Genomic DNA, 24477 nt, shown 5'->3' on the forward strand with positions numbered 1-24477 from the left:
CGCTTTGTCAAACCGTTGAGGTAGCCCGTTCGTTATAAGGAGCATGGCTACCTCTCTACAATCAACTCAATGCTCCTCCTTACGTCGGGGCTACCGGTTAACCGTCAGCTACGGCTGGTTTATCCTCTTTTTGCTGTGTTTATCAGCCTGTACTCACTCGGATGTGGGTTCTAAAAAACGACTGACGATCGATGTGGGGCAGATCAAGGAAATTTCCATACCTAGCCGGGGCGATGGGACATCGGAACTGATCGGTACGTCGGATAACCAGGAAGTGGTGGATGTGTCCCGGCAGCAGCTTGCGCCCGCTGTAGATACATTGAAACGAACCAATAATGGCCCCACAGTATTTCAGATCAAGGGCGTTACGGTCGGCACCGCTAACGTCGTGTTTTCGACAAGACCGCTGAATCAACCCGGCGCTGGTCAGCCTGTTCGTACGTATGTGGTACAGGTAAAGGCAAAGTAAATCGTCAATTTCCTGTTGTTCTGCCGAGTACGTGTTCGTAGCCGGACTAGGTCAATCCTTCAGCAACAAGGCAAGTAGTTCGCTGACGAACGCTAGTCCGGCTAAGGTGATTGCCAAACGCGTATAACCTGTTCGGTATAATAGAAAAAAAGCCAGGCCAAACATAAGCAGTACAAATAGCGTATGATAGGGAAAGCTAAGCTGGTGCGTTGAGCGGGGTGCTGCAAAAATACCCCACAGTGTTGCGGCTGCCAGTGGCAGGCCAATTGCCAGGAGATATTTTCCGTAAGGGTGCTGGCTCAGGTGAAATCCCGCATAGCCGTAAGCGCCTAACATACAGAGTTCCAGCAGAAAATATAGGGTTTGGTGCAGACCTTTCAGAAGTTGCATGGACAGTATTGATTGAAATGGTGTCGTTCCGGTCAGAAAGGAAGGTAAAACACCTCTCCAACCGGAACGACAGAAAAGCTAAGCCCAGAATGTAAATTTCTTTTTCGTAAAGATCGATTTCGGGATCATGGCATGCACACCCAGAGTTTGATCGACTACCTGACTCACCTCAAAATCGACGGCGGTACTGGCAATAGACAACGCTTCGTTAAATGTAAAGCCCAGTTCGTCGCGAATGAAGGCGCAGGCTTCTGAAAGCGCGTTTTTCATGGCTTTGTTCAGGTCTTTATCCAGGCCGACGGCGATGAAATGGGTGGGGGTTTCAGCGCGGGGATTTTTCAGCGTTTTGCCTTTGTGCACAATGAATTTCACTGTGAGGTTAATGGCTGTTTCGATGGCTACCCCGCTCACTTCCCCATTCCCCTGTGCGCCATGCCCATCGCCAGTCGTAAATAATCCACCGGGGACCGATACCGGCAGAAATAAGGTTGTTCCTTTCGTGAGGTGTTTGATATCCAGATTACCCCCGTAAAAATTGGGTGGTATCGAACTCTGGTGGCCCATGTCGGCGGGTGGCGATAACGCCATGACGCCCATAAACGGTTTTAGCGGAATCTCGATACCTTCCTTAAACGTTGCGGTTTTGCGTTTCATATCGTATCGATACACGAATGTTTCGCGGGTTTTTACCTCGTCGGGAATCCCACCACCGCCCGGCCAGACGCTGTTGACGCCAAAGGGAGCTGGAAACGTGAGGTCGAGGATGCGGATTTCCAGACTATCGCCCGGCTCAGCGCCTTCGATGTAGATCGGCCCCGTCAGCATATGGCCGCGAATGCCGGATGGTTCTGGTTTTACATTCTTCAGAATCGCAATCACTTCCTGCGCATGCTGGTCGATGGGTAACTTGTTTTTGGTATAAAACTCTTCGGGATTGGTTCGACTTACCCCCGACGGATTAACTGTCTGAATTTCAACGGTATCGCCATCGGCTACTTTAGCGACAGGTGGTACATCGGCGCCAAAGTAACCCCATACCATGTTTTCAGGCAATGACCGAACGATGTGATCGGGCTTTATCGGCAGGGCGTTGGAGGCTGCCTCTAATACCAATAGAGGAGATGCGGTCGTTAGTTGGCTGGTCGACAAAGCCGCCAATCCGTTGCGGGTGGTCTGGAGGAACGAACGTCGGGTTGTTTTCATCAGGTTGTTATGGTAGTTTGTCTCAGAAAATGAGTGTACTAAGATAAAAAATCGCTGTTCAGTTGCTTCGTCGACAGTCATTTTGTTGTCGATTTTAATCAGAATTGCCCGAAACAACCCAGCGTATTAACCTGTTACCTTCCCGAAGTAACCTGAATTGCCTGTGTCATCGCCCACTACCTCCGTCCCATCATCATCGCCCAATAAATGGATCATTCTGGGAACGGTCATGTTCGGCACGTTCATGTCGACGCTCGATAGCAGTATTGTCAACATTGCCCTACCGACGATTCGCCGGGAACTGGCGGCTGGCGACAGTGTGGAATGGATCGTACTGTGTTACCTGCTGACGACCACCAGTACCCTGCTGATTATGGGTAAACTGTCGGATTGGGTCGGCCGTCGGCAGCTTTATATTACCGGCTTCTGCGTTTTTGTGCTGGGGTCGTTGCTTTGCGGACTAGCCTGGAGTTTGTGGTCGCTGGTAGCGTTTCGGGTCGTGCAGGGGTTAGGGGCCGCCATGATCTTCGCCATTGGACCGGCTATTATCGGTGACGCGTTTGCGCCAAATGAACGAGGACAGGCGTTGGGATTTATGGGATCTATTGTAGCCGCAGGTTCCAGCGCCGGGCCGGTCATTGGTGGTTTATTGCTGGGAAAATTTGGCTGGACCAGTATCTTTTTTGTAAATGTTCCCATCGGGCTAATTGCCATCTGGCGAGCCTGGACCATTTTGCCCGAAACGCCCAAAGTAAGCGGACAACGTTTTGATTTGGTCGGAGCAGGGCTGTTCCTACTGGGTGTTATTTCGTTGCTGACCGGGCTGGATTTTGGACCTGAACCCCGCTACGGCTGGGATAACCCGCTAGTGATCTCCCTACTGGCTATCGGTGTTGTGTTGCTGGCTTTGTTCCTGTTCTGGGAAACGCGGGTTAGTGAACCCATGTTACGATTAAACTTATTTCGAATCTGGCCGTTCACTTCGGCCATTCTGGCGGCTTTTTGTGGGTTTGTTGCCTCGGGCGGCAACCTGTTTGTGATTCCATTCTTTCTGCAGCAATTACTTGGCCTAAATCCCGAACGGGCGGGGTTGGTGTTGCTGGCTGGCCCACTTACCCTTAGCCTGGTGGCTCCTTTGGGTGGGTATCTGTCTAGTCGGGTTAGCACGCGATGGCTGTCCAGTTTCGGGTTGTTGATAACGGCCTGTGGTTATTTTGCCTTTTCGTTTCTGGATACCGCTTGGGAGTGGAATGATGTGGTTTGGCGGAGTGCGCTGGTTAGCATGGGATTTGGCCTGTTCCAGTCGCCCAATAGCAGCAGTGCTCTTAACGCGGCTCCAATGAATCAGCGGGGAATTGCCAGTAGTATGATTGCCTTTATGCGAAATCTGGGGTTTGTGGTGGGCATTGCATTGGCGGCTGCGGTCTGGTACAGTACACGCAACCGATATGCGCTGGCGCATCAGGTGACCTACGAAACCGTTGAGGCCCAGTTGCTAGGTATGCATTATGCGTATCGGGTCATGGCGGGGCTGGTGTTTACCGGGGCCATTATTTCATTCAGCCGGGGGCGAGCCACAAAACCATCACCGCCCGTGACTGTTTCAGAAGTCTGATCTGGTCACGGGCAGTTCACTATCGTTTAGGGCCAATTGAATCGTAGATGACAACTTTTTCCCAGAGATGGGCATAGTTGTTTCGGAAATCATCGTGGATGGGATGCTTCTGGTAGGCCTCTTCGTCGGCGGGGCTGTCGAAAAAGCAAAGCCACGAATAAGTGTATTTCCGTTCGATCACATCGCGGTTGGTAGCTGCGGGTGTGCCAATATGAACCAGCTTTATAGTTGGGCATTTAGCCAGTTTATTCAGCCCCTCCAGCAATTTGGCTTTGTCGGCTTCACTTCCGGTATTTTTCAGGTAAAACAGTACATGGTGCACAAATAGCTGCCCCGCTTCGGGTGCTACAGCTGGTAGACTGGCTCCCAGTCCGGCAGCTACGCTGTTTTTGACAAAATTTCTTCGTGATTGATGACTCATCAGAATGCGGGCTATTGGGTGTATACAGGTTGATTTGTCAGCAAAAATGACGAACGATTTGTGCCCCAGCAAATTTACATCTGATTTCAGAGCAGGGCTTTATTAAGAAGTTGTTTGCGTTCGTGGGGTCAGGTTCTTCCAACCTGACGCGTACGGTTTCTTAAAACCGAACGGTTGGCCTGGCTCGGTTTTGAGAAACCGCACTCAGGGCAGATTTGAGAATCTGCCCTCACCCTAACTGGAAAAAAGCTGTAAAATGACTACACAAATAGCTTCACTAAACCTTTCGATCCCTTAACTAGTCTTTTAATAGGCTCTATGTCTGATAGAGTTATCTAACACTTAATTCACTCAACGATGAAACGTATAACAAAACTAGTTTTCTGGCTGCTTAGCCTCCCGTTGATCACTCAGGCGCAAATCCGACTGGATTCGAATCTGGTGAAAGCGGGTATGGCAGCCATCGGTTCGGCTACTTTGTCTGATGCACAGGTGGCGGACTATTCACGGCAGGCTATGGTTCAAATGGATGCGCAAAATCCGGTAGCAGGCCCGAGCGATCCTTATACGGTACGACTGAATCGTATTGTTAAACGCCATCATACCATTAGTGGCATACCACTCAACTATAAAGTATATAAAGTAAAGGATGTCAACGCGTTTGCTACGGCCGATGGAAGCGTTCGGGTATTTCAGGGACTTATGGACATTATGACCGATACAGAGTTGCTGGCCGTAATGGGTCATGAAATCGGCCATGTTGCCAATCATGATGTACGCGATGCTATGAAACGGTCCTTACAACGGTCAGCCATACGGGATGTAGCGTCGGCTAACTCAGGGGTAATCGGTAAAATTTCGCGCTCGCAGTTGGGCGACGTAGCCGATTATCTGGTAGGGGCCTCATTCAGCCGGAAGCAGGAAACCGAAGCGGATGATTACAGTTATAGTTTTCTGAAACGAAATGGATATAGTGTGCTGGCATTGGCTACCTCTTTTGAGAAGCTGGCTAAACTGAGTGGCGGAGGACAAGGGGGGCAAGTAGCAACGATCATGTCGAGTCACCCCGACAGTAAAGCGCGTGCGCAGCGTGTCCGCGACCGTGCCCGTCGAGAGGGTTTGCTACGATAATCAATCCTTTTTTGATTGAAAGGTGCGACCTCATCAGGATGGAAGGGATATAGTGCTATGCAGGCTATAAACATTCGCCCCCGGTGGGGTCGCACTCGTTCTATATAGCATTTCAGACTAATTTGCGGGCTATTTGTAACTGGCCCGCCTATGAATATTCTCCTATTGAAAGTAACCCTGATGCCGTCGGTGATCGCTCTGGTCACGCTGGCAGCCAGACGATGGGGGAATCAACTGGGTGGGTTAATCGGAAGTATGCCCTGGATCGCTGGGCCAATTCTACTGTTTTTTATACTGGAGCAGGGAAAAGATTTCGGCATTCATTCCATTCAGGGAACCATGACTGGCATATTGGCCCTGATCGCCTTTTGTTATAGTTATTCGGCCTTGTGTCGGAATTATAGCTGGTTTCCTACCTTGATGCTGTCGTATGTGATATATACCGCTACAGCACTATTGTTCAGTTATTTACAGTTGCGTTTATGGGTGAGCTACGGGTTGGTTATTGTGCTCGTATTCCTAGTTGTCCGGCTCTTCCCAACTCCGCCCATGCAGGCCGTTAAGGCTCGGCGTTTGCCATTCGAGATTCCGATTCGGATGTTGGTAGCTACCTTGTTCGTGCTGGTGATCACGGGGCTGGCCAGTGTACTTGGCCCAACCTGGAGCGGTATTCTAACGCCTTTCCCAATTCTGACGTCCATTCTGGCCATTTTTTCGCATACCTTGCAGGGAAGTCGGGCTACCATTATGACCTTGCGTGGCCTGGTGATGGGCCTGCTCGGATTTACAACCTTTCTCTTTTTACAGGCGTTTTTGCTTAACCAGTTTTCAGTCGCTGTCGCCTTCGGAATCGGCTTCATTATTAATGCTCTGATCAACCTGACGGCGAGTCGAATCTGGAGAGCCAGAGAAAAGTGACGAGGCTACATGATGAGTATGAAGGGCATACAACACGAATATGCACAAAGCAACCAAAATAGGAATTGTCGGATTAGGCTACGTTGGGTTACCGCTGGCCGTTGCCTTCTCCCGGAAATACCCGGTCGTTGGTTATGACATTGATCTGGAGCGGATTCGGCAGTTGCAACAAGGCCATGACGTAACGTTTGCTGTAACGAGAGAGGAAATAGTTGGTTCCGAAATGCTGGTATTGAGTTCCGAAGTAACTGATCTGTCGGATTGTACCGTATTCATTATTACCGTCCCAACGCCCATTGATGCGTTTAAAAATCCAGATTTACGCTATTTGCTGATGGCATCGGCTGCGGTAGGCAAGCTGTTAAAAAAAGGGGATACGGTAATCTATGAATCGACGGTTTATCCGGGTTGTACCGAAGACGAGTGCGTACCCGTTCTGGAACGTACCAGCCAGCTTGTTTATAATCAGGATTTTTTTTGTGGGTATTCGCCCGAACGAATCAGCCCCGGTGATACGGAACGAACCCTTACGAAGATTCGCAAACTTACATCGGGCTCTACTCCGGAGACAGCCGCATTTGTTGACGAGCTATACCGTTCGATCATCGATGCAGGAACCTATAAAACCCCGTCTATTAAAGTGGCCGAAGCCGCTAAAGCGATTGAGAACGCCCAGCGCGATATTAATATCTCATTCGTCAATGAATTGGCGCTCATCTTCGATCGGATGGGGATCGATACACACGAAGTGCTGGAAGCAGCCCGCACCAAATGGAATTTTCTGCCCTTCAGGCCGGGATTAGTAGGGGGGCACTGCATTGGCGTTGACCCATACTATCTGGTCCATAAAGCCCAAAGTTTAGGGTATTATCCGCAGGTGATCGCTTCCGGACGGCTTGTAAATGATGGTATGGGGTTGTTTATCGCCAAAAAGATTCTAAAAAAGCTGATCAGTAATGGCGTATTGATTCACACGAGTCGGGCCTTGATTCTGGGGATTACGTTTAAGGAAAATTGCCCCGATACGCGAAATACGAAAGTGGTCGATGTGTACCGCGAACTGACCGACTTTGGCGTCTCCGTTGATGTGTATGATCCCTGGGCGTCGTCCCAAACGGTGAAGCAGGAGTACGGTATCGACCTGATTACAACGATTGACCAGACGTACGACGCTATTGTTCTGGCGGTTGCTCATGACCAATTGTTGATGTTGGATATAGCAGCCCTCAAAAAAGACAGAACCTCCGTTGTGTTCGATGTGAAGTCGGTGCTGGATAAATCAGTGGCCGACATGCGGCTATAGCCGGAGCGATCAGAATCTTCAATACACCGCCAGGGCGCAACGACGCGAGGGATAAAGAGTAGCCTCACGTCGATGTGCATGGCGGTGTATTGAAGATTAGATCAACTGAAAAAATGGGCAACACCAAAGGCCGCGGCTGCTGCTAAAGCACCAATCAGTGTTACTTTGAACGCGCCGGTGATGGGTGGTTGCCCGGTTACGCTGCTCTTGAAATACCCGAAAATAAACAGGCAGATCAGCGTTGATAAACAGGAATAAAGGAGAGCGAGTTTGGGTGGATTGATAAAAAAATAGGGTGTTAGGGGAATCAGGCCACCAGCAACATAAGCCAAACCAATGGTCAACGCACTTTTAGTTGCCCGGTTGGGATCGGGTTTGTCAAGGCCGAGTTCGTACTTCATCATGAAGTCGATCCATTTGGTTTTGTCTTTCGCCAGTTCGTCGGCAATGATGGCTTGCAAAGATGGGCTAATTCCCATATCGGCAAATACCTCACGCACTTCTGCTTTTTCGCGTTCGGGAACGGTTTCTACTTCCAGGGCTTCACGGCGACGTTCGGATGTATAATGATCGGCTTCCGTGCGACCGGCCAGATAACCTCCCAGCCCCATCGCAATGGAACCGGCTACAATTTCGGCTATACCGGCTGTAATGACCAGCGATGAATCGGCGACGGCCCCGCTCAGACCAGCCGCCAGCGCGAAGGGAACCGTAAGGCCATCCGACATACCAATGACGATGTCGGAAATGAAATCGGAGCTTTGCAGGTGCTCCTCCCGATGATGAAGATGTAAGTCGGCCATGATTATTCTTCTTCGCTATTGTTAAGTTTCGCCAGTAGGTTATAAGCTCCTTTTACGGCTAACGGTGTTTTTTGCGGGTCAAGGTCGGCAGGGAGGGTCACGGCTACGTAACCCCGTTCGTGAATACCCGTTTTTACCTCGATCTGCCGGAATACATAACTCTCCTTCGACTGCTGCTCAAGGGCGTACACATACGATTTACCCCCAAAATTGACTACCGCCGATTCGGGTACGGTAGTCAGTTGCTGTGCCCGGACTGATACCTGGGCGGCTGCATAACTGCCAGGGATAAAATCACTGGACCTACCTTCCGGGTGTACCAGCACCGGAACTGTTCGGTCGGCGGCAATGGACTTGCCGATCAGAAAAATAGAACCCCTGTGTGGAAACGAACTCACCTGAGCACTCGTATCGCCCCCCAAGGCAAAGCGGACGGCCTGCCCGATATGAATCTGACTCAGATCTTTTTCGAAAACACTTAGCTGAAGGTGCATGTGACTAATGTCGGTCAGTTGCACAATGACATCGGCCGGGTTCACGAAACGACCATTATTGACGGGTACATTGGTCACGAAACCCGAGACTGGCGACGGGATCGTTATGCTACGAGTCAGTTGCTCGGGCGTGAGGGTAACCGGGTTGATGTGCAGCATACTTAGTCGTTGCCCCAGACCCGCCAGTTGGGCTTGCAGGCTCTGGCGATTAGCTTTGGTTTGCTGGAAAACTTTCAGAGCAGCTACGTTGTCGCGGCTTAGTTCCTGCTGCCGGGCATATTCGACATCGGCATAACCCAGTTTGGCCTTCGTGTCCAGATAATCCTGCTGAAGTTGTACATATTCAGGGTTTTCGAGGATCACCAGGGGCTGCCCTTTCCGAATTTGCATACCCGGTTCCAGCTGTATTTTTCGAATGTATCCGCCAACGGGCACCGATACCGATACTTCGTTCTGAGCGGGGACTTCCAGCATGCCCGTCACCTTCAACATTGTTTGCATGGGTCTGGATTCTGGCTGGCCCAACTGAAGTTCGGCCATTTGGTATTGTGCCTGCGTGAGCGTTACCTGAACCGGACCTGTGGTTTCTGCCTGTGTCGAATCCGTTTTGGTTTCCTGAGCTTGATTGGTATCCGCTGAACCAGACTGGCAACTGAACGCCAGACTCGCTCCGGCCAGGAACAGGGTGAGTGAAATTGTATGGGAGAAAAGATTGTGTTGCGTATTCATGCGAAACGTATATCGTGAAATGGCAAATGGATGATTGGAGTGATCAGGTTGTAAAGAGTACCTTTAAGGCGTACCCGCCAGATAGCCCAGATACAGCACCGACTGGTCGTACTGATAGAGCAAATCGAGGTAATTCAGCCGGATGGTAAGGGCTTGCTGGAGAGCCAGCGAATACTCGACATAGCCAATGTCGCCCCCGCTGAACGCCCGTTGCGCCTGACTCTGAATGACCTGCGCCTGGGCCAGACCCGTTTGTTCGTAATAGGTCAGCGCATCGCGGTACTGGTTGTATTGGGCCACAGCTTTCGCCACCTGCTGCTGAAGTGCAGTCTGTTGGGCCTGTAGCTCCTTTTGGGCTAACTGCTCACCAACGCGAGCTGCTTCGACCCGTGCCCGTCCGGCGCCACCAATCAGCGGAAAGGTCATGCCAACCTGGCCGCCCTGAAACCGATACCCCGGCCCAAAATACAACTCCTGCCCATTGATAAGCTGGTTGCCCGTCAGAGTCTGCGAGAAAAAACCAATCAGAAAGTCAGGTTTTAGGCGGGCTTGCTCAACCAGTCGGCTCTGTTCGGCAATCTGGATTTGCTGCTGCAACTGGCGGAGCAATGGGTTTTGGGCCAGCAACGAACTATCCGTCGGTAAGGTGAGTGTCAGTTTGGGCAACGGCTGATCGGGGAGGGTAGCGGGGTCCTGACGGAGCAGCAGCGTCTGTAACCGCGTTTGGGCGTCGATCTGGGCTGCCTGGTTCTGAGCCAGCCGAACCCGCTGGTCGGCCAGTTGGCTTTCGGCCGTTGCTTTTTCCAGGGTGTTGGTTTCACCTACGCGCAACCGAACGGTAGCTGCCTTGACGAAGGCCGTCAGCAAGGTGTCCTGTTGCTGAAAGAGACGGTTGCGCTGCGCCAGATAGAGCAGATCGTAGTACGTTTGTTTTACCTGATACACCACGTCGTTGCGGGTTACCTGAGCCGTTGCCTGCCTTCCCGATACCGCCTGGTCATTCAACTTTGCCAGTCGTTGCATCAGGGTTGGGTTCGGAATGGTTTGTGTAAGGGTCAGGTTATTGTCGAACCGGCGGCTGTTGTATTGTCCCAGCATTAGCACCGCCGATAACCGACCCGGATCATAGGCCGTTCGTCGGAGCGCCTGCTGTTGATTCACGCCCAACTCAGCAAGCTGCACCTGCGCATTGCGAGTTGTAGCTTGCTGAATGGCCTGTTCCAGCGTTACCATCTGCGGAACCTGAGCATTGGTTGTTTGTGGCCTGCAAAGCCCAGCCATCAGCAGAAAACCCAGGATTACTGTCGCTGGAATGGATGTAGTTCCTTTTGGGGTTGCCTTCATCTCTCGGTCAATGGATTTTTTCTCCAGAATCGAATACAGAATGGGAATAATGAGGAGCGTTAGTAGAGTGGCGGTCAACAGGCCACCGATCACGACGGTAGCCAGCGGCTTTTGGACTTCGGCCCCCGCCGAATTGGACAGCGCCATCGGGATAAACCCAAACGAAGCGACTAAAGCCGTCATAATAACCGGACGTAATCGAACTTCGGTGCCTCGCCGGATAATTTCGGCTAAATCGGTCAGACCTTCATCGTGGCGAAGTCGGTTAAACTCAGCGATAAGCACAATACCGTTCAAGACCGATACCCCGAAAAGGGCAATGAAGCCGACACCTGCCGAAATGCTAAACGGCATATCCCGAATCAGTAACGCGAAAATGCCCCCAATAGCGGCCAGTGGGATAGCCATAAAAATCAGCAGACTTTGCCGAATCGAGTGGAAGGTAAAGAACAGAAGGGCGAAAATGAGTGCCAGGGCTACCGGAACCGCAATACCAAGTCGACGCTTGGCATCGACCAGATTCTCGAACTGGCCACCATAAGTGACCGAATAGCCTGGTGGAAGCTTGATCTGCCGACTTACTTTCTGCTGCAATTCCGTCACGATACTTTCTACATCGCGTCCACGAACGTTGAAACCCAGCGTAATCCGGCGGTGCGTGTTGTCGCGCTGAATCTGGTTGGGGGCCTGCTGCATACTAACCTGAGCTAGTTGGGAAAGAGGAATTTGCTGCGTCATACCATTCGGGCCGGGGGGCGTTGCGATGTATAAATTCTGGACATCTTCGATATGCTGGCGTTTGTCGGCGGCCAGCCTGACCACCAGATCGAATCGTTTTTCGCCTTCAAACACCTGCCCGGCCGATTGTCCGGCAAAAGCGGTGTTGATAGTCCGGTTCACGTCGGCTACGTTGAGGCCAAACCGGGCTAGTTTTGATCGGTCGAGCTGAATCTGGATTTGGGCCAGTCCAGCCACTTGCTCCACATACAGGTCTTTAGCTCCGCTGATGGTGCGGATAATTCGCCCTACCTGACCGGCGAGTCGTTCGAGTTGCTGTAGATCGTCGCCATAAATTTTCAGTGCTACGTCCTGCCGTGCTCCGGTCATCAGCTCATTAAAGCGCATTTGAACGGGTTGCTGGAAACCGAACGTAACCCCGGGAATCACCGAGAGCGCTTCGGCCATTTTATTCGCCAGTTCGTCGCGGGTAGTGGCCGAAGTCCATTGATCTTTGGGTTTCAGAATAATCATCTGATCGGCGGCTTCGATGGCCATTGGGTCGGTGGGTATTTCGCCTGATCCAATTTTGGCGACTACCTGTTCGACTTCGGGAAACTGCTTTAACAAAATCCGCTCGGCTTTCAGGGTGGCATCGACCGTTTCCGACAGTGAGCTACCAGTGAGTGTACGTGTATCGACCGCGAAATCACCTTCGTCGAGCTGCGGAATGAATTCACCGCCCATGCGTGTAAACAGAAACCCGGCCACGACCAGCATGGCGATGGCTGCTCCCAGAACAGGTATCCGATGCCGAAGCGCCCACAGCAGAATTGGCTCATAGAAATGATGTAGCCGTTTCATCAGCTTATCGGAAAACGATTCTTTGTGAACGACATTCTTACTCAGTAGTAATGCCGAGACCATTGGTACGTAGGTTAGCGAGAGGATAAACGCACCCAGAATAGCAAAGGCAACCGTTAATGCCATAGGTCGGAACATCTTACCTTCGATGCCGGAAAGGGCCAGAATGGGCAGGTACACGATCAGAATGATGATTTCGCCAAAGGCAGCCGACGACCGAATCCGACTGGCTGAGCCAAATACCTCGTCATCCATCTGTTCCTGCGTAAGTACCTGATCTTTATTCCGCATAATAATATGATGCAGGGTGGCTTCTACGATGATGACGGCACCGTCCACAATAAGCCCGAAGTCGATAGCGCCCAGGCTCATCAGGTTACCCGATACGCCAAACAGATTCATCATCGAAATAGCAAATAGCAGGGCCAGCGGAATAACGGAAGCCACCACGACGCCCGCCCGCCAGTTGCCCAGCAGCAACACCAGCACAATAATGACGATGATCGCTCCTTCCAGTAAGTTTCGTTCAACGGTACTGATGGCGCTGTTAACCATCTTGGTCCGATCGAGGAAGGGTATAATCTGTACTCCTTCCGGCAAGGTTTTCTGAATCTCAGCGATCTTGGCTTTTACTTCCTTAATTACTTCTGACGAATTCCCGCCTTTGATCATCATGACAATGGCACCGACCGTTTCGCCCTGACCATTCCGCGTAACAGCACCGTAACGCACAGCCGAACCCGTACCGATCTGAGCCACATCACGTACTCGAATGGGTAAACCCTGCGCATTCAGTTTGACCATGATGTTGCCGATATCGTCCGTCGATCCGATTAGTCCATTGGCGCGGATAAAATACGCGTTGGGTTTCTGGTCGATGTATGCGCCACCCGTGTTTTGGTTGTTCTGCTGTAGGGCCGTAAACAGATCATTGATGGTGATGCCGTAGCTGCGAAGCCGGTCTGGGTCTACGGCGATTTCGTACTGTTTTAACAGCCCGCCAAAGCCACTGACATCAGCGACACCGGGCGTTCCGAGCAGTCCACGACGGATAATCCAGTCCTGAATAGTGCGCAGATCGCTGAGGGTGTAGCGGTTTTCATAGCCTTTTTTCGGAACGACGGTATACTGGAAAATTTCGCCCAACCCTGTGGTAACAGGTGCCAGCGTGGGGGTACCTACTCCCGGTGGAATTTGGGTGTTGACAGCGATAAGCCGTTCGGCAATCTGCTGGCGAGCCCAGTATATATCCGTCGCATCTGTAAAAACAACGGTAACAATCGACAGACCGAAACGGGAAAATGACCGGATTTCGATCAGGTTCGGAATGTTCGACAGCCCCACTTCGACCGGAAAGGTAACCAGTCGTTCAATATCTTCAGCCGCCAGCGATGGGCTGCTGGTGATAATCTGCACCTGGTTGTTCGTAATATCAGGTACGGCATCGATAGGGAGTTGGGTGGCCGACCAGCCTCCCCAAATGATCAGGGCCAGAGTAAACAGGCCAATGATTAATTTATTATGAATTGAGAAATGAATAATCGCATTCAGCATTGCTACTCAAGGATCATAAGCCAGCTATAAACAGTTGGGAAATCATAATGGCTCCTGACCCAATAGTCATGGAAGCGATTGCCCGGAAATACGTGCCTGAATAATCGATCCGAATCAATCCTGTCGATCGATCGAAAGCGTAAGAAGAATCAGAAACATGGGGGAATATAAAACAGAATCGACCCGTTTGGGCACACTGCGCCCCGTCTGTACGCAGGCTTAGTGTCGGGGTGGGTTAATTAGCGACGAAACGCTGAGAAACGAGTAGAGGTTAGCGTACCGGAAGCAAGCCGTCCGGGCCAGGATAAGAATCGCCAGCGAAGCAAAGACAAACGATAAAAAAAGATTGGGAGAGAATACCGGAGCGGCATGACCTACCGCTGGGAGGTTATGGTGGCTGTGGTTGGGATGTTTCTGATGCTCGGAGTTGGCACCGTAGTGCATTTCCATAAAATCCAGAAAGCTCAGCGTTGGCTGTTGCTGCCGATGCTCGCGGTAATGTTGAGCCAGATCAAGGAGTCGGCTGGTCTGATCAATGCCAAAACCGGGAAGCAAACTACTTCCCGTTATCAGCAATGCCAGCAAAAATGCGACCACCGACTTCATGAATCCTACCTTACTCGTTTAACCCCTTAACGTAAAGTTGGCCAGAAAGTTTAAGGACCCCAAACGCGCATGCTTATTTAGAAATAATCCAGGCTGGTTTCTGGTTAGGGATTAACCGATCGATTGGCTAGGCCTAGCTTTTGGGTCACCATCTGGATGCGTCTGCGGGAAATACGGGCTGTATAGCCATTGGTTAAGCAGACTTCAAGCGTTACATGGTTCGGGTTTCTGAGGGTTTGAACAAACAGGGGGTTAATCATCTCTGATTTATGAACCCGTATAAAGTCGGGAAGCTGATTCTCAAACCATTTCAGGGTCTGTGTAATCAGAATAGGCTTAGACGCTTCGGCTAGATGAACCCAGGTGTAATTGCCAAACCCCATCAGACGGATAATTGAGCTGTGGGCGACCGATCTATCAAGGCCAGGCAGCCGAATCTGATTTGTCCGACTAACGCAGGAGCTTTGCAGGAAATGTCTGGTTAGCGTTTGAGTGGGTAGACTGTCTGAATCAAGTAACTGCATAGACCGTTAATGAATTTTCGAAAATACTGAATGGCCCGGCTATTGGGTAGACGGGCCGATTCGTGGATAGTATAGAGACGAAAAAAAATCGGGATGTAACGGTATGATCTCCTTTTTTTGAAAATTTTTGGCGGGAGTACTTGAGACGGCTTTGGGGGCTTACGAAAGAGCGACAGGCTCAATGTCCGGTATTTATGGAAGATTTCAGTTGGGTGTACGTTAGCGTAGGAATGGTAATGCCCGTAGCCGATTTGATGGTCAACTTATTCATTGGCTTGTCCGGGAAAAATACATCAGTCATTACGGTCAATCCACCGTCAGCGAATAATTCGACCGAAGCGGCATCGGCTAGTAAAGTAAGCGACAGGGTTTTATTGATCGACAGCCGGGGGGCGGTATGCCGTTTGCCGAAGCCTTTTTCAAAATCGATTTTACCCGATCGGCTTCTATCGATGTAGTATACGTTAGCCGATTTGTCATAGCCGATTTCCAGTTCGTTGCCCTGCTCATTTGCCAGTACAATGGAAAAGTCGTTGGCTGTTTGCGTGGTCAGGCTCAATCGGAATAGATCTGACGCATTCGTTACTTTACTGGTCAGATCATACGTTCCTGTAACGGATCGGTTTTTCTCGGTAAAGCTCTGCCCGTTCAGCGCATCCAGTTCGTTGACGGGCGTTGACGTGAGATATAATTCGTTGTTAACGTCTGTTAGCTGGAGTAAACGAGGTACTGTAGTTGCGCTGCGCCAGGCCGATGTGGGTACCACCTGTGCATACTGCCAATTACTCATCCACCCCATCAAAATCGTGCGATTGCCCGTGTTGGAGAAGGTGACCCCTGCATAATTATCGGTCCCATAATCCATCCATTTGGTTTTGGTTGAATACGGTTTAAAGGTTTTGCCATCGAAATCGCCTACAAAATACTGGGTCGCCGAGCCACCGTTTGGCCCACCGGGGTTAATACTGACCAGCAGTACCCAGACTTTTTTGCCATTATGCTCCAGCGAGAGCAGGTCCGGGCATTCCCAAACACCCCCATGCGCGCCCAGATTACTGCCAAATTCACTTTCCTTCGACCATTTTTTTAGATCGGGCGACCCGTAAAACGTAACCCGATCTTTCGTTGCCAGGGTCATGATCCACTTTTTCTGCGGCTCGTACCAACGCACTTTTGGGTCTCTGAAATCGACAATACCCGGATTCTGAAGTACTGGATTGCCAGCGTATTTCGTCCAGGTTTTGCCCTCGTCGAGGCTGTAGGCGATACTCTGATACTGGAACTTATCCGACTTTTTCTTTTCCTGCTCGGGATTGTGGTGCGTAAAAATGGCGACCAGTGGCGTCTGCCCTTTTTTGCCGAACCCACTGGTATTATGGACATCGACTACGGCACTGCCCGAAAAAATATAGCCTAGTTTATCCGGGTATAAAGCAATCGGTTGTTCCTGCCAGTGTACCATGTCCTTGCTAGTGGCATGGCCCCAGTGCATCGGACCCCATTTGGTGTCGTTGGGGTAATACTGAAAAAACAGGTGATAGGTGCCGTTCAGGTAAACCATCCCATTGGGGTCGTTCATCCAGTGGGCTTTGGGCGTGAAGTGGTATTGAGGCCGGTAAGGTTCCGTATGGGTGGTAGCCTGACCAAAGAGCTGATAGCCTGAAACGAGAAATAGAACAGCTAGAACTAGTTTCTTAGGATGCTTGCAATAGGTGTAGATATGTGAAAACAAAAAAGTTCGTCTACATAAGTTCAGAGTCATCGGATCGGCGGTTCAGGGTTCGAAATAGAGCAAAGATAAGCGGCATCGCTTTCATCCAATACCAACTGCCATCTATTGACCGATACCTGCCTGTAGTGCAGGGAGCTATTTCTGCTTCTCCAATGGTAGGCTAATGAGTCGAGCCTGGCACCTGATGCTAACCTGGACCGTATAAAAAATCAGGTTGGCTGGCAAACCGAACTATGCCAACCAACCTGAAATGAATACACGGAATGGAATTAATACCCAATGACGCTGCCAGACGTCGATTCGTTCGATAGCCCTGTCATGCCACGGTTGGAGTCAGCATAACGGGTGCCATCTGGGTTCACAATGCTATCGTTGGTGCTGTCCCGATCCGAATAGTTGCTGGACGAATTCCAATCAGAGGTGTGATCGTTCGATTCACCGGCAGCCCGGTTGTTGACGAACGATTCGGCCAGCGTGGTCAGTTTCTTGTCCGCATTTTTCTCTTCGTCCAGCGTTTGCTGGAGCAGACGAGCCGCTTCGTGATAGCCTAATACCTGGGCCAGCGTTACGGCTGAGCCATACGATGCAATTTCGTGATGCTCGATTTTTTGCCCGGCAATGATCAGTCCGGCATCGCGGGTTAATGAACCGGAATCCGTATTAGATACTACACGTTGCGCATCATCGACCAGACCGTCGATCGCGTCGCAGGTACCTTCGTCAGTATCGATACCTATGCTGCTGAATACTTGTTCCAGCCGGGCTACCTGATTACGGGTTTCCTGCTGATGTTGCAGAAACGCGTTCCGAACCTCATCCGTGGTAGAGGCATCAGCCTGTTCGCCGAGGGCATTGACAGCCTGCTTTTCAGCGTAATAGATATCCTGAAGCTCAGTGATGAACAGGCTTTTCAGACCTTCCTGTGTTTCGGTGTCTGTTCCTCCAAAAAAGTTAGCGATGCGTTCTCCAAATGTTGCCATGATTCTTATGTTTTGTGATTAGTACTTGTTAAAACACTATCCTGAATTACCAATTTCGGGCCAACTACTGAGACTCTGTAGGTTACCTGTTTTCTCAATAGTATTAGTGTTTCTGTTTTTCTACAGAATAAGTAGATTATTTACACATGAAATAATCTACATTATTTGCGGGGTGCTGTGCTTTGCGTAGCTCACCCGTCTACGATTGAAACCGGATTATCGCTAGTTCACTTTGCTGTTTTATCATTCCGTCTGGGTTCAGCATGGGACATTCCCCGCCGAAACTCAATTTTGTAGCATCAGATCGGGCTGCTCAACGGCCGAAGCTGGTCAAACGAACAGATAAACAACAACACAATGAAACGGCTATTTAAAAAATTGATCACGAAACCCGTCCGTCCAGTAAAGCGTCGGCTCTTTGTGGTACGTCAACAGGCTTGGTGGGGACATGAATAATTCCCATCAGGCCTGGCTATTCCTGGATGATAGGAGTACAAAACGAAAGCATTGTTGCAGTTAGTCGGGTAAGGCGTCTATCTTTGACGGTATTTATGGGGTATGCGATCCGACAAAGTCTCGCTTAGTGATATTGCCCGTATGGTCGGTGTATCTACCGCACTGGTCTCGTATGTGTTGAGTGGCAAGGAAAAAGAGGGCCGGGTAGGGCAGGAGATTGCCGCGAAGATTCGGGCCATTGCCAAAGAACTGAACTATCAGCCAAACTTGTTGGCCAAAAGCCTCCGGAAGGGGCAGACATTTACCATCGGGCTGATTATTGCCGATATTTCCAATCCATTTTTTGCCAACATTGCTCGTGAGGTCGAGGACGAATCCCGGCGGCATGGGTACACCGTGATTATTGGGAGTTCCGACGAAGATGCCGATAAAGCCTGGGATCTGATGAATGTGCTGATCAATCGGCAGGTCGATGGGTTCATTATTGTATCGTCCGAACATTCCGAACGGCTGGTCGAGCATCTGCAACGTATCCGGTTACCGTTTGTCTTACTGGATCGTCACTTTCCCCAGTTCGATACCGACTTTGTCGTCACCAACAATGCGCGGGCTTCGTACGAAGCGGGTATCCACCTCATCGAGAATGGCTACCGGCGCATCGGATTCATGGCTTATCAGTCGGCTATGTTTCATGTCAGCGAGCGGATTCGCGGCTATCAGGAAGCCCTACGCGACCGGGGGATTCAGGTCGAAGCCAACTGGCTGAAGCGGGTGTCGTTTCTGGCTATTGAAACCGAAATCCGAACGGCCATCGATGAACTGGTTTCGGCCGAATCGCCCGTCGATGCGCTGATATTCTCCACCTATGGCCTGGCCGTGAACGGGCTTAAATATTTCAACGAACGGCACTTACGGGTTCCTGAAGATGTAGCCATCGTCAGTTTTGGGCAGGCTGAAGTATTCGATCTCTATTACTGCCCCATTTCCTATATGCGACAGCCTATCGACGTGTTAGCCAAAAAAGCTGTTGATATCTTAATGAGCCGATTGAAAGGGGAATCGTCTGAGAGTCAGCAATATACTATCGAAGCTCAACTGGTGGCGCGGGAGTCGTCGCGAAAACGGATGATTAGGTAAAGGGCCTTTTCGTCTTTACTTAATCGTTTAAGCGAAAACATTCTTCTATTCCCGTCTCATCCGTCGTATGCAACGCAGACGTTTTCTACAATCGCTGGCGTCAGGCTCGTTAGCGGCCCTGGCCGGGCTACATAGCGTTGGTGCCACTTCCCGTCCGACTTCCCTGTCGGTGGCCGCTTTGCCAACGCTTAAGATCACGAAAATTCGCTACTACGCAGCGCCTGACTATACCAAACCGTTGTTTAACCAGGCGCGGGGTATTGTGGAAGTCGAAACCGACGGAGGGCTGATTGGCATTGGCGAAGGAGGTGCCAGAGACACCATTGAGCAGTGTGCTCAAATGATTATTGGAGAAAATCCCTTCCGAATCGAACACCTCTGGCAGTACCTCTATCGGGGCATGTTTTATCCACCTGGACGGGAAAAGCTGCACGCTCTGGGCGCTATTGAAATGGCCCTCTGGGACCTAAAAGGCAAAGCGTTGGGGGTGCCGGTGTATGAACTCCTTGGTGGGGCCACCCGCGACTATGTCGAGTGTTATGCCACGGGGTTCCGACCATCGAAGGCCAAAACCGAAGAAGAACGGGCACGTGACTGTATCGAAGCCGGATTTCGGGCCTATCGCATCGGGCCAACGGGAGGCAATGGCGAACAACCCTTCGATTTCTATGAGAATGCGAAAAAAACGATTGAATTCAGTCGGCGGATCAACGACGCAGTAGGTGGGGGCGGCAAATGGGCCATTGACCTGCATACCCGTTTCGACACTCAGGAAGCCATCAAGATTTGTCAGGCGCTGGAGGAGATGGAACCCTACTTTGTGGAAGACATTGTTCGCTCCGAAAATCCGGGGGTTTACCGAACATTACGGCCTATGCTGAAAGTGCCCATTGCCGTTGGCGAACAGTTTGGCGACCGTTGGGATTCGAACGAACTGATTGAAAATCACCTGATCGACTACACGCGGTTTACCCTGCCCAATACAGGCGGTATTCATGAATTTCAGAAGCTGGCGGCCATTTGCGAAACGCATTATGTGGGCATGATTCCGCACTTTACCGGCCCACTTTCAACGGCGGCATTGGTGCATGTGCTGGGGGCCAGTAGCCCCGTTCGATGCCTGATGGAACTGGCCGGGGGCGAACCCGAAAAGCCCGCCTATTTCAACGAGGACTATCTGAATTTCAAAAATGGTAAGCTCTACCTGAATCCGAATCCAGGGCTGGGTGTGCGCTTCGACCCCAAAAAAGCTACCTTCATCACGGAGATAAAAGAAAAGACCAAGTATCCACATCCGGTTTTGCGCGCACCCGACGGGTCGATTCATAACTGGTAGATAAGATCGGATGAATCGAGTTATGAACGAATTTCTGCTTAGTTGCGACTGGGGTACATCGTCGTTCCGGCTTCGGCTGGTCGACACCCGGAGTGGTCGGGTATTGGGCGAGCAACTGCTGCCGACAGGGGTGGCGGCTACGTTCGATACCTGGAAAATTGAGCACGACCGGACTGAGATTGAACGGGAAACCTTTTTCAGTAAATGTCTAAACACACAGATCGACGCCCTGGCCGATTCGCTGGCTATTTCGCTGGAGCATGTGCCGGTGGTGCTATCAGGCATGGCGTCGTCGTCGATTGGGATGGCTGAGTTGCCTTACGCGAACCTGCCCTTTTCGCTCGATGGATCTCAGGTAAGTGTTCGCTGGTTTGCACCCCGGCCTGGTTTCAACCATCGCTTATTGCTGATTTCGGGTGTGCGGGGGCCAAAGGATGTTATGCGGGGCGAGGAAACGCAGATGATCGGCCTGAGCGACTTACTTACGGAAGCGAATCGCTCGGTGCTGATCTTTCCCGGTACCCATTCCAAGCATATGTATATAGAGAATGGTCAGCTTGTTGACTTCCAGACCTTCATGACAGGGGAAGTGTTCAGTGTGTTGACAAGCTATTCCATCCTGAAAGAGTCGACCGATGTGGCTGACTTGGCCAATGGTTTAACTCGGTACCGGGCCAATTTTCAGGAAGGTGTACGGGCGTCGGAGTCACCGGCTTTGCTGCATGAGCTGTTTGCCGTTCGAACGAATCAACTGTTTGGTAAACTCACCCGGCCGCAGAATGCTCTCTACCTAAGTGGCTTATTGATCGGGGCCGAACTACGGACTTTGTTTCAAAAACCGGATTGGCGGCTGGTGCTTTGCTGCGATAATAACCTGGTCGATTTTTATACAGAAGCCCTCACCGTTCTTGGTCTCTGGCAGCATACAACCCGGATCGATGCCGATCACATCCGGTATGCGGCTACTGAGGGCCATCTTAAGATCATGAATCACCAACTTACCTTAGCCGAAACTGCCTCATGAATCAACGTCTGTTTTCGTGGGACTTATTTACGAAATGTCCTATTGTGGGCATTGTGCGGCATCTGACCGCCGAAGACGTTGCGGAAATGCTACCGATCTATGTGGAAAGTGGCCTGACAACCATTGAAATCACGATGAACACACCGGGCGCTGCGGAAATGATTCAGGCGGCACAGGCTCAGTGTCCCGACCAGCTCAATATCGGGGCTGGTACCGTCCGAACGTTGACCGATCTGGAAAATGCGCTAGCTGCGGGCGCTCAGTTCATCGTGACGCCTACGCTTAATGAGCTGGTCGTTCAGCGGTGTGTTGAGCAGCAGGTCCCCATTTTTCCGGGCGCGTTTACCCCGACCGAGATTGAACGGGCCTGGGTGCTGGGCGCTTCGATGGTCAAGGTGTATCCGGCAGGTATGTTGGGTCCTGAATATATCCGCGATATAAAAGCGCCCCTGGATGATGTGAAGTTGCTGCCGACGGGTGGCGTCAATGTATCCAACCTGGCCGACTATCGAAAAGCAGGTGCCGACGGGGTAGGCATGGGGAGCCAGCTGATCGACAAAGCGCTGATCCGACAACGTGACTGGTCGGGTCTGAAAGCCCATTTTGTAGCTGTAAAAAGGGCGTTTACCGTGTCGTAACGCGGGTGGGAGCTCGCGATTTTTACCCAATTGTCGCGGGTTTCTGCTTTATATAACTCAATCTTCCTATGCCTGCTTCCCGCATGACAAATTACCGCTGGTTCGTTGTCTTTCTGGTGTTTATTGCTACCACGATCAATTACCTTGACCGGCAGATTATTGGGTTGTTAAAACCGATTCTGGAAAAAGAATTTAGTTGGTCCGAAACCGACTTTGCCCGCATCGTCATGGCCTTTACGGCGGCCTATGCCGTTGGACTACTGCTGTCGGGCTGGTTTATCGATAAGGTGGGCTCTAAAGTAGGGTATGCGGTCATGATTATTATCTGGAGCGCAGCAGGTATGCTCCATGCGCTGGCTCGCAGTGCTGTTGGCTTTGGCCTGGCGCGGATCGGCCTGGGGATCGGTGAAGCGGGGAATTACCCGGCGGGTATGAAAACCGTGGCCGAATGGTTCCCTAAGAAAGAACGGGGACTGGCCACCGGACTCTTCAACGCGGGTACGAGTATTGGAGTAGTTGTCGCTGTACTGTTGGTGCCCTATATTCTGCGGACGTATGGCTGGCCCGATGTATTCTGGATTACGGGTGCCCTGGGGTTTGTCTGGCTCGTGGCCTGGTGGATTTTTTACGACGTACCGGCGCGTCAACAACGACTATCACCCGCCGAGCGGGACTATATTCTGGCAGGGCAGGAATCATCAGGCGAAAGCCAGACCGCATCCGTTAGTTGGGCCAGTCTGTTTGCGTACCGTCAAACGTGGGTGCTCATTGTTGGTAAAGGGCTGATCGATCCGATCTACTGGTTTTTTCTGTTCTGGTTGCCATCCTACTTTTCGGCCATGTTTGCCCTCGACCTGAAAAAGCCAAGCTGGGAACTGATGATTATTTATCTGGCTACTACGCTGGGTAGTATAGGGGGCGGTTACTTTTCATCACAACTCGTCAGGCGCGGCTGGCCCACGCTGAAAGCCCGCAAAACGGTACTGCTGGCGTTCGCTGTCATTGAGTTGTCAGTGATTTCGCTCCAGTTTGCTACTAACGTCTGGACGGCGGTCGGGCTGCTCAGTCTGGCGGTAGCGGTTCATCAGGCGTGGGCCACCAACGTGTTTACGCTGGGCTCCGATTTATTTCCTAAACAGGCGGTCAGTTCAGCGGTGGGTATTGGCGGTATGGCAGGGGCTGTAGGGGGCATTTTCTTTCCGATACTGGTAGGTAGTTTACTGGACCGATACCGGGCCGAAGGAAATCTGTCGGGCGGGTATAATGTGCTGTTCACCATCTGCGGTTTTACCTACCTGATTGCCTGGGGAATTATCCATCTGCTTACCCGTTCTATCCGACCGATTACGGTATAGTAGGGAACAATAAGGCTGATCGCCTATAAGTCTGGTATCTCTTTAAGCGGTTTCCAGGCTTGATTGGTTTTGGAAGCTGGATCGCCTGAACAGACCCGACAGAGGTACATCAACTCCATCGACCAGCCCCTGTCTACCTTACCGAGCGAAAGGGTGATCTGCGTGCGGGGAGTGAGCCAGTTTACCGTTTGGAGTTCACCCACGCGTTTTACTTTTCCAGGACCATATTTTTCGCGGAGCAGTCCTTCCAGCTCGTTCGATGCGGCTGTTACATCGGCTTCCGAGATCGATGCTGTGGTGTAGTAGTAATAGGAGGCCGAAAGGAGCGAGTCGCCGTTGAAGCCATATTCAAGGCCAACGGTTCGGTTAATCAGCGGCACTCGGGCATACACCAGCTTTTCGGCTTTCGACGATGTACGTTTTTCTTTTTCTGCTTCTTTGACCTGTTTGGGTGAGAACCCCCAGCGTACCTGACGAATATCCGGCGTTTGCTGAGCCAGCAGAAAACCCACTGTACTTAGTTGCAACAGAAATACGTAAAGCAGACGGGAGCGAATCGTTGTCATCAATCAATGAATGGGTTTGTCTTGACATAAAGAACCTCAGGACGATGATTCTGTTTTGATGATTCGTAAAGAACGTGCCGCTTAACCTGTGGGTGAGGGCAGGTTCTTCAACCTGCCCAGTGCGGTTTCTCAAAACCGAACCAATCAGGCGCGCGGTTTTGAGAAACC

General features: G+C 51.1%; 21 protein-coding genes. 10 read left to right on the plus strand and 11 right to left on the minus strand.

Annotated elements, in window-relative coordinates; genetic code table 11:
* Positions 1–43 precede the first annotated feature (43 nt).
* Entirely contained in the window at positions 44–469 is a 426-nt protein-coding gene (locus BGO59_RS15935; protein ID WP_293684617.1) for a hypothetical protein, read from the plus strand.
* A 51-nt stretch (positions 470–520) separates the two neighbouring features.
* Here the strand turns inward: BGO59_RS15935 and BGO59_RS15940 are convergent, their stop codons facing one another.
* Both BGO59_RS15940 and BGO59_RS15945 read right to left on the minus strand, forming a co-directional pair.
* A complete protein-coding gene (locus BGO59_RS15940) occupies positions 521–859 on the minus strand; it encodes a YrdB family protein (protein WP_293684618.1) in 339 nt (112 codons plus the stop codon).
* Between the two features lie 78 nt (positions 860–937).
* Positions 938–2062: an acetamidase/formamidase family protein gene (locus BGO59_RS15945; RefSeq protein WP_293684619.1), complete on the minus strand. Its 1125-nt coding sequence runs from the start codon at positions 2060–2062 to the stop codon at positions 938–940.
* 163 nt (positions 2063–2225) lie between these two features.
* Here BGO59_RS15945 and BGO59_RS15950 point away from each other — a divergent pair, with 163 nt between their 5' ends.
* Positions 2226–3677, plus strand: a complete 1452-nt coding sequence (locus tag BGO59_RS15950) for an MFS transporter (RefSeq protein ID WP_293684620.1) — start codon at positions 2226–2228, stop codon at positions 3675–3677.
* A gap of 19 nt (positions 3678–3696) precedes the next feature.
* On the opposite strand, the gene BGO59_RS15955 is transcribed toward BGO59_RS15950, so the two are convergent.
* Entirely contained in the window at positions 3697–4098 is a 402-nt protein-coding gene (locus BGO59_RS15955) for a Dabb family protein (RefSeq protein WP_293684621.1), read from the minus strand.
* A 357-nt stretch (positions 4099–4455) separates the two neighbouring features.
* Here BGO59_RS15955 and BGO59_RS15960 point away from each other — a divergent pair, with 357 nt between their 5' ends.
* From BGO59_RS15960 to BGO59_RS15970, 3 genes are all read left to right on the plus strand, one after another.
* Positions 4456–5229 (plus strand): M48 family metallopeptidase, encoded by a 774-nt coding sequence (locus tag BGO59_RS15960; protein WP_293684622.1) that lies wholly within the window; start codon positions 4456–4458, stop codon positions 5227–5229.
* A 150-nt stretch (positions 5230–5379) separates the two neighbouring features.
* On the plus strand, positions 5380–6147 hold the full coding sequence (locus BGO59_RS15965; protein ID WP_293684623.1) for a hypothetical protein: 768 nt from the start codon (positions 5380–5382) through the stop codon (positions 6145–6147).
* A 40-nt stretch (positions 6148–6187) separates the two neighbouring features.
* Positions 6188–7450: a nucleotide sugar dehydrogenase gene (locus BGO59_RS15970; RefSeq protein ID WP_293684624.1), complete on the plus strand. Its 1263-nt coding sequence runs from the start codon at positions 6188–6190 to the stop codon at positions 7448–7450.
* A gap of 101 nt (positions 7451–7551) precedes the next feature.
* Here the strand turns inward: BGO59_RS15970 and BGO59_RS15975 are convergent, their stop codons facing one another.
* The 7 genes from BGO59_RS15975 to BGO59_RS16005 form a co-directional block, all read right to left on the minus strand.
* Positions 7552–8253, minus strand: coding sequence for a VIT1/CCC1 transporter family protein (locus tag BGO59_RS15975; RefSeq protein ID WP_293684625.1), 702 nt, complete (start codon positions 8251–8253; stop codon positions 7552–7554).
* Positions 8254–8255: 2 nt separating this feature from the next.
* Complete coding sequence (locus BGO59_RS15980; protein WP_293684626.1) at positions 8256–9476, minus strand: efflux RND transporter periplasmic adaptor subunit; 1221 nt, start codon at positions 9474–9476, stop codon at positions 8256–8258.
* A 63-nt stretch (positions 9477–9539) separates the two neighbouring features.
* Positions 9540–13955, minus strand: a complete 4416-nt coding sequence (locus BGO59_RS15985; protein ID WP_293684627.1) for a CusA/CzcA family heavy metal efflux RND transporter — start codon at positions 13953–13955, stop codon at positions 9540–9542.
* A 219-nt stretch (positions 13956–14174) separates the two neighbouring features.
* Positions 14175–14561, minus strand: a complete 387-nt coding sequence (locus BGO59_RS15990) for a hypothetical protein (protein ID WP_293684628.1) — start codon at positions 14559–14561, stop codon at positions 14175–14177.
* Between the two features lie 104 nt (positions 14562–14665).
* Positions 14666–15085, minus strand: coding sequence for a LytTR family DNA-binding domain-containing protein (locus tag BGO59_RS15995; protein WP_293684629.1), 420 nt, complete (start codon positions 15083–15085; stop codon positions 14666–14668).
* A gap of 178 nt (positions 15086–15263) precedes the next feature.
* Entirely contained in the window at positions 15264–16817 is a 1554-nt protein-coding gene (locus BGO59_RS16000; protein WP_293684630.1) for a glycoside hydrolase family 32 protein, read from the minus strand.
* Positions 16818–17086: 269 nt separating this feature from the next.
* The gene (locus BGO59_RS16005) at positions 17087–17797 is read right to left on the minus strand and encodes a ferritin-like domain-containing protein (protein ID WP_293684631.1); all 711 of its coding nucleotides are present in this window, start codon (positions 17795–17797) and stop codon (positions 17087–17089) included.
* Positions 17798–18355: 558 nt separating this feature from the next.
* Between BGO59_RS16005 and BGO59_RS16010 the strand changes: the two genes are divergently transcribed.
* The 5 genes from BGO59_RS16010 (at position 18356) to BGO59_RS16030 (ending at position 23743) form a co-directional block, all read left to right on the plus strand.
* Positions 18356–19390 carry a LacI family DNA-binding transcriptional regulator gene (locus tag BGO59_RS16010; RefSeq protein WP_293684632.1) on the plus strand — a complete coding sequence of 345 codons (1035 nt, stop codon included), beginning with the start codon at positions 18356–18358 and terminating at the stop codon, positions 19388–19390.
* Between the two features lie 67 nt (positions 19391–19457).
* Positions 19458–20726, plus strand: a complete 1269-nt coding sequence (locus BGO59_RS16015; RefSeq protein WP_293684633.1) for a mandelate racemase/muconate lactonizing enzyme family protein — start codon at positions 19458–19460, stop codon at positions 20724–20726.
* Between the two features lie 22 nt (positions 20727–20748).
* Entirely contained in the window at positions 20749–21750 is a 1002-nt protein-coding gene (locus BGO59_RS16020; protein WP_293684634.1) for a 2-dehydro-3-deoxygalactonokinase, read from the plus strand.
* Positions 21747–22388, plus strand: a complete 642-nt coding sequence (locus BGO59_RS16025) for a bifunctional 4-hydroxy-2-oxoglutarate aldolase/2-dehydro-3-deoxy-phosphogluconate aldolase (RefSeq protein WP_293684635.1) — start codon at positions 21747–21749, stop codon at positions 22386–22388. The genes BGO59_RS16020 and BGO59_RS16025 overlap by 4 nt, the downstream gene beginning before the upstream one ends.
* 68 nt (positions 22389–22456) lie before the next feature.
* Complete coding sequence (locus BGO59_RS16030; RefSeq protein WP_293684636.1) at positions 22457–23743, plus strand: MFS transporter; 1287 nt, start codon at positions 22457–22459, stop codon at positions 23741–23743.
* Between the two features lie 23 nt (positions 23744–23766).
* Here the strand turns inward: BGO59_RS16030 and BGO59_RS16035 are convergent, their stop codons facing one another.
* Positions 23767–24309, minus strand: coding sequence for a hypothetical protein (locus BGO59_RS16035; protein ID WP_293684637.1), 543 nt, complete (start codon positions 24307–24309; stop codon positions 23767–23769).
* Between the last annotated feature and the right edge of the window lie 168 nt (positions 24310–24477).

The sequence above is a fragment of the Spirosoma sp. 48-14 genome (assembly GCF_001898575.1).
Lineage (GTDB): Bacteria > Bacteroidota > Bacteroidia > Cytophagales > Spirosomataceae > Spirosoma.

Bases quoted from the DNA above. Each gene is read 5' to 3' on its own strand.
- BGO59_RS15935 (WP_293684617.1), top strand. From the start codon at position 44: ATGGCTACCTCTCTACAATCAACTCAATGCTCCTCCTTACGTCGGGGC.
- BGO59_RS15940 (WP_293684618.1), bottom strand. From the start codon at position 859: ATGCAACTTCTGAAAGGTCTGCACCAAACCCTATATTTTCTGCTGGAA.
- BGO59_RS15945 (WP_293684619.1), bottom strand. From the start codon at position 2,062: ATGAAAACAACCCGACGTTCGTTCCTCCAGACCACCCGCAACGGATTG.
- BGO59_RS15955 (WP_293684621.1), bottom strand. From the start codon at position 4,098: ATGAGTCATCAATCACGAAGAAATTTTGTCAAAAACAGCGTAGCTGCC.
- BGO59_RS15960 (WP_293684622.1), top strand. From the start codon at position 4,456: ATGAAACGTATAACAAAACTAGTTTTCTGGCTGCTTAGCCTCCCGTTG.
- BGO59_RS15965 (WP_293684623.1), top strand. From the start codon at position 5,380: ATGAATATTCTCCTATTGAAAGTAACCCTGATGCCGTCGGTGATCGCT.
- BGO59_RS15970 (WP_293684624.1), top strand. From the start codon at position 6,188: ATGCACAAAGCAACCAAAATAGGAATTGTCGGATTAGGCTACGTTGGG.
- BGO59_RS15975 (WP_293684625.1), bottom strand. From the start codon at position 8,253: ATGGCCGACTTACATCTTCATCATCGGGAGGAGCACCTGCAAAGCTCC.
- BGO59_RS15980 (WP_293684626.1), bottom strand. From the start codon at position 9,476: ATGAATACGCAACACAATCTTTTCTCCCATACAATTTCACTCACCCTG.
- BGO59_RS15985 (WP_293684627.1), bottom strand. From the start codon at position 13,955: ATGCTGAATGCGATTATTCATTTCTCAATTCATAATAAATTAATCATT.
- BGO59_RS15990 (WP_293684628.1), bottom strand. From the start codon at position 14,561: ATGAAGTCGGTGGTCGCATTTTTGCTGGCATTGCTGATAACGGGAAGT.
- BGO59_RS15995 (WP_293684629.1), bottom strand. From the start codon at position 15,085: ATGCAGTTACTTGATTCAGACAGTCTACCCACTCAAACGCTAACCAGA.
- BGO59_RS16005 (WP_293684631.1), bottom strand. From the start codon at position 17,797: ATGGCAACATTTGGAGAACGCATCGCTAACTTTTTTGGAGGAACAGAC.
- BGO59_RS16010 (WP_293684632.1), top strand. From the start codon at position 18,356: ATGCGATCCGACAAAGTCTCGCTTAGTGATATTGCCCGTATGGTCGGT.
- BGO59_RS16015 (WP_293684633.1), top strand. From the start codon at position 19,458: ATGCAACGCAGACGTTTTCTACAATCGCTGGCGTCAGGCTCGTTAGCG.
- BGO59_RS16020 (WP_293684634.1), top strand. From the start codon at position 20,749: ATGAACGAATTTCTGCTTAGTTGCGACTGGGGTACATCGTCGTTCCGG.
- BGO59_RS16025 (WP_293684635.1), top strand. From the start codon at position 21,747: ATGAATCAACGTCTGTTTTCGTGGGACTTATTTACGAAATGTCCTATT.
- BGO59_RS16030 (WP_293684636.1), top strand. From the start codon at position 22,457: ATGCCTGCTTCCCGCATGACAAATTACCGCTGGTTCGTTGTCTTTCTG.
- BGO59_RS16035 (WP_293684637.1), bottom strand. From the start codon at position 24,309: ATGACAACGATTCGCTCCCGTCTGCTTTACGTATTTCTGTTGCAACTA.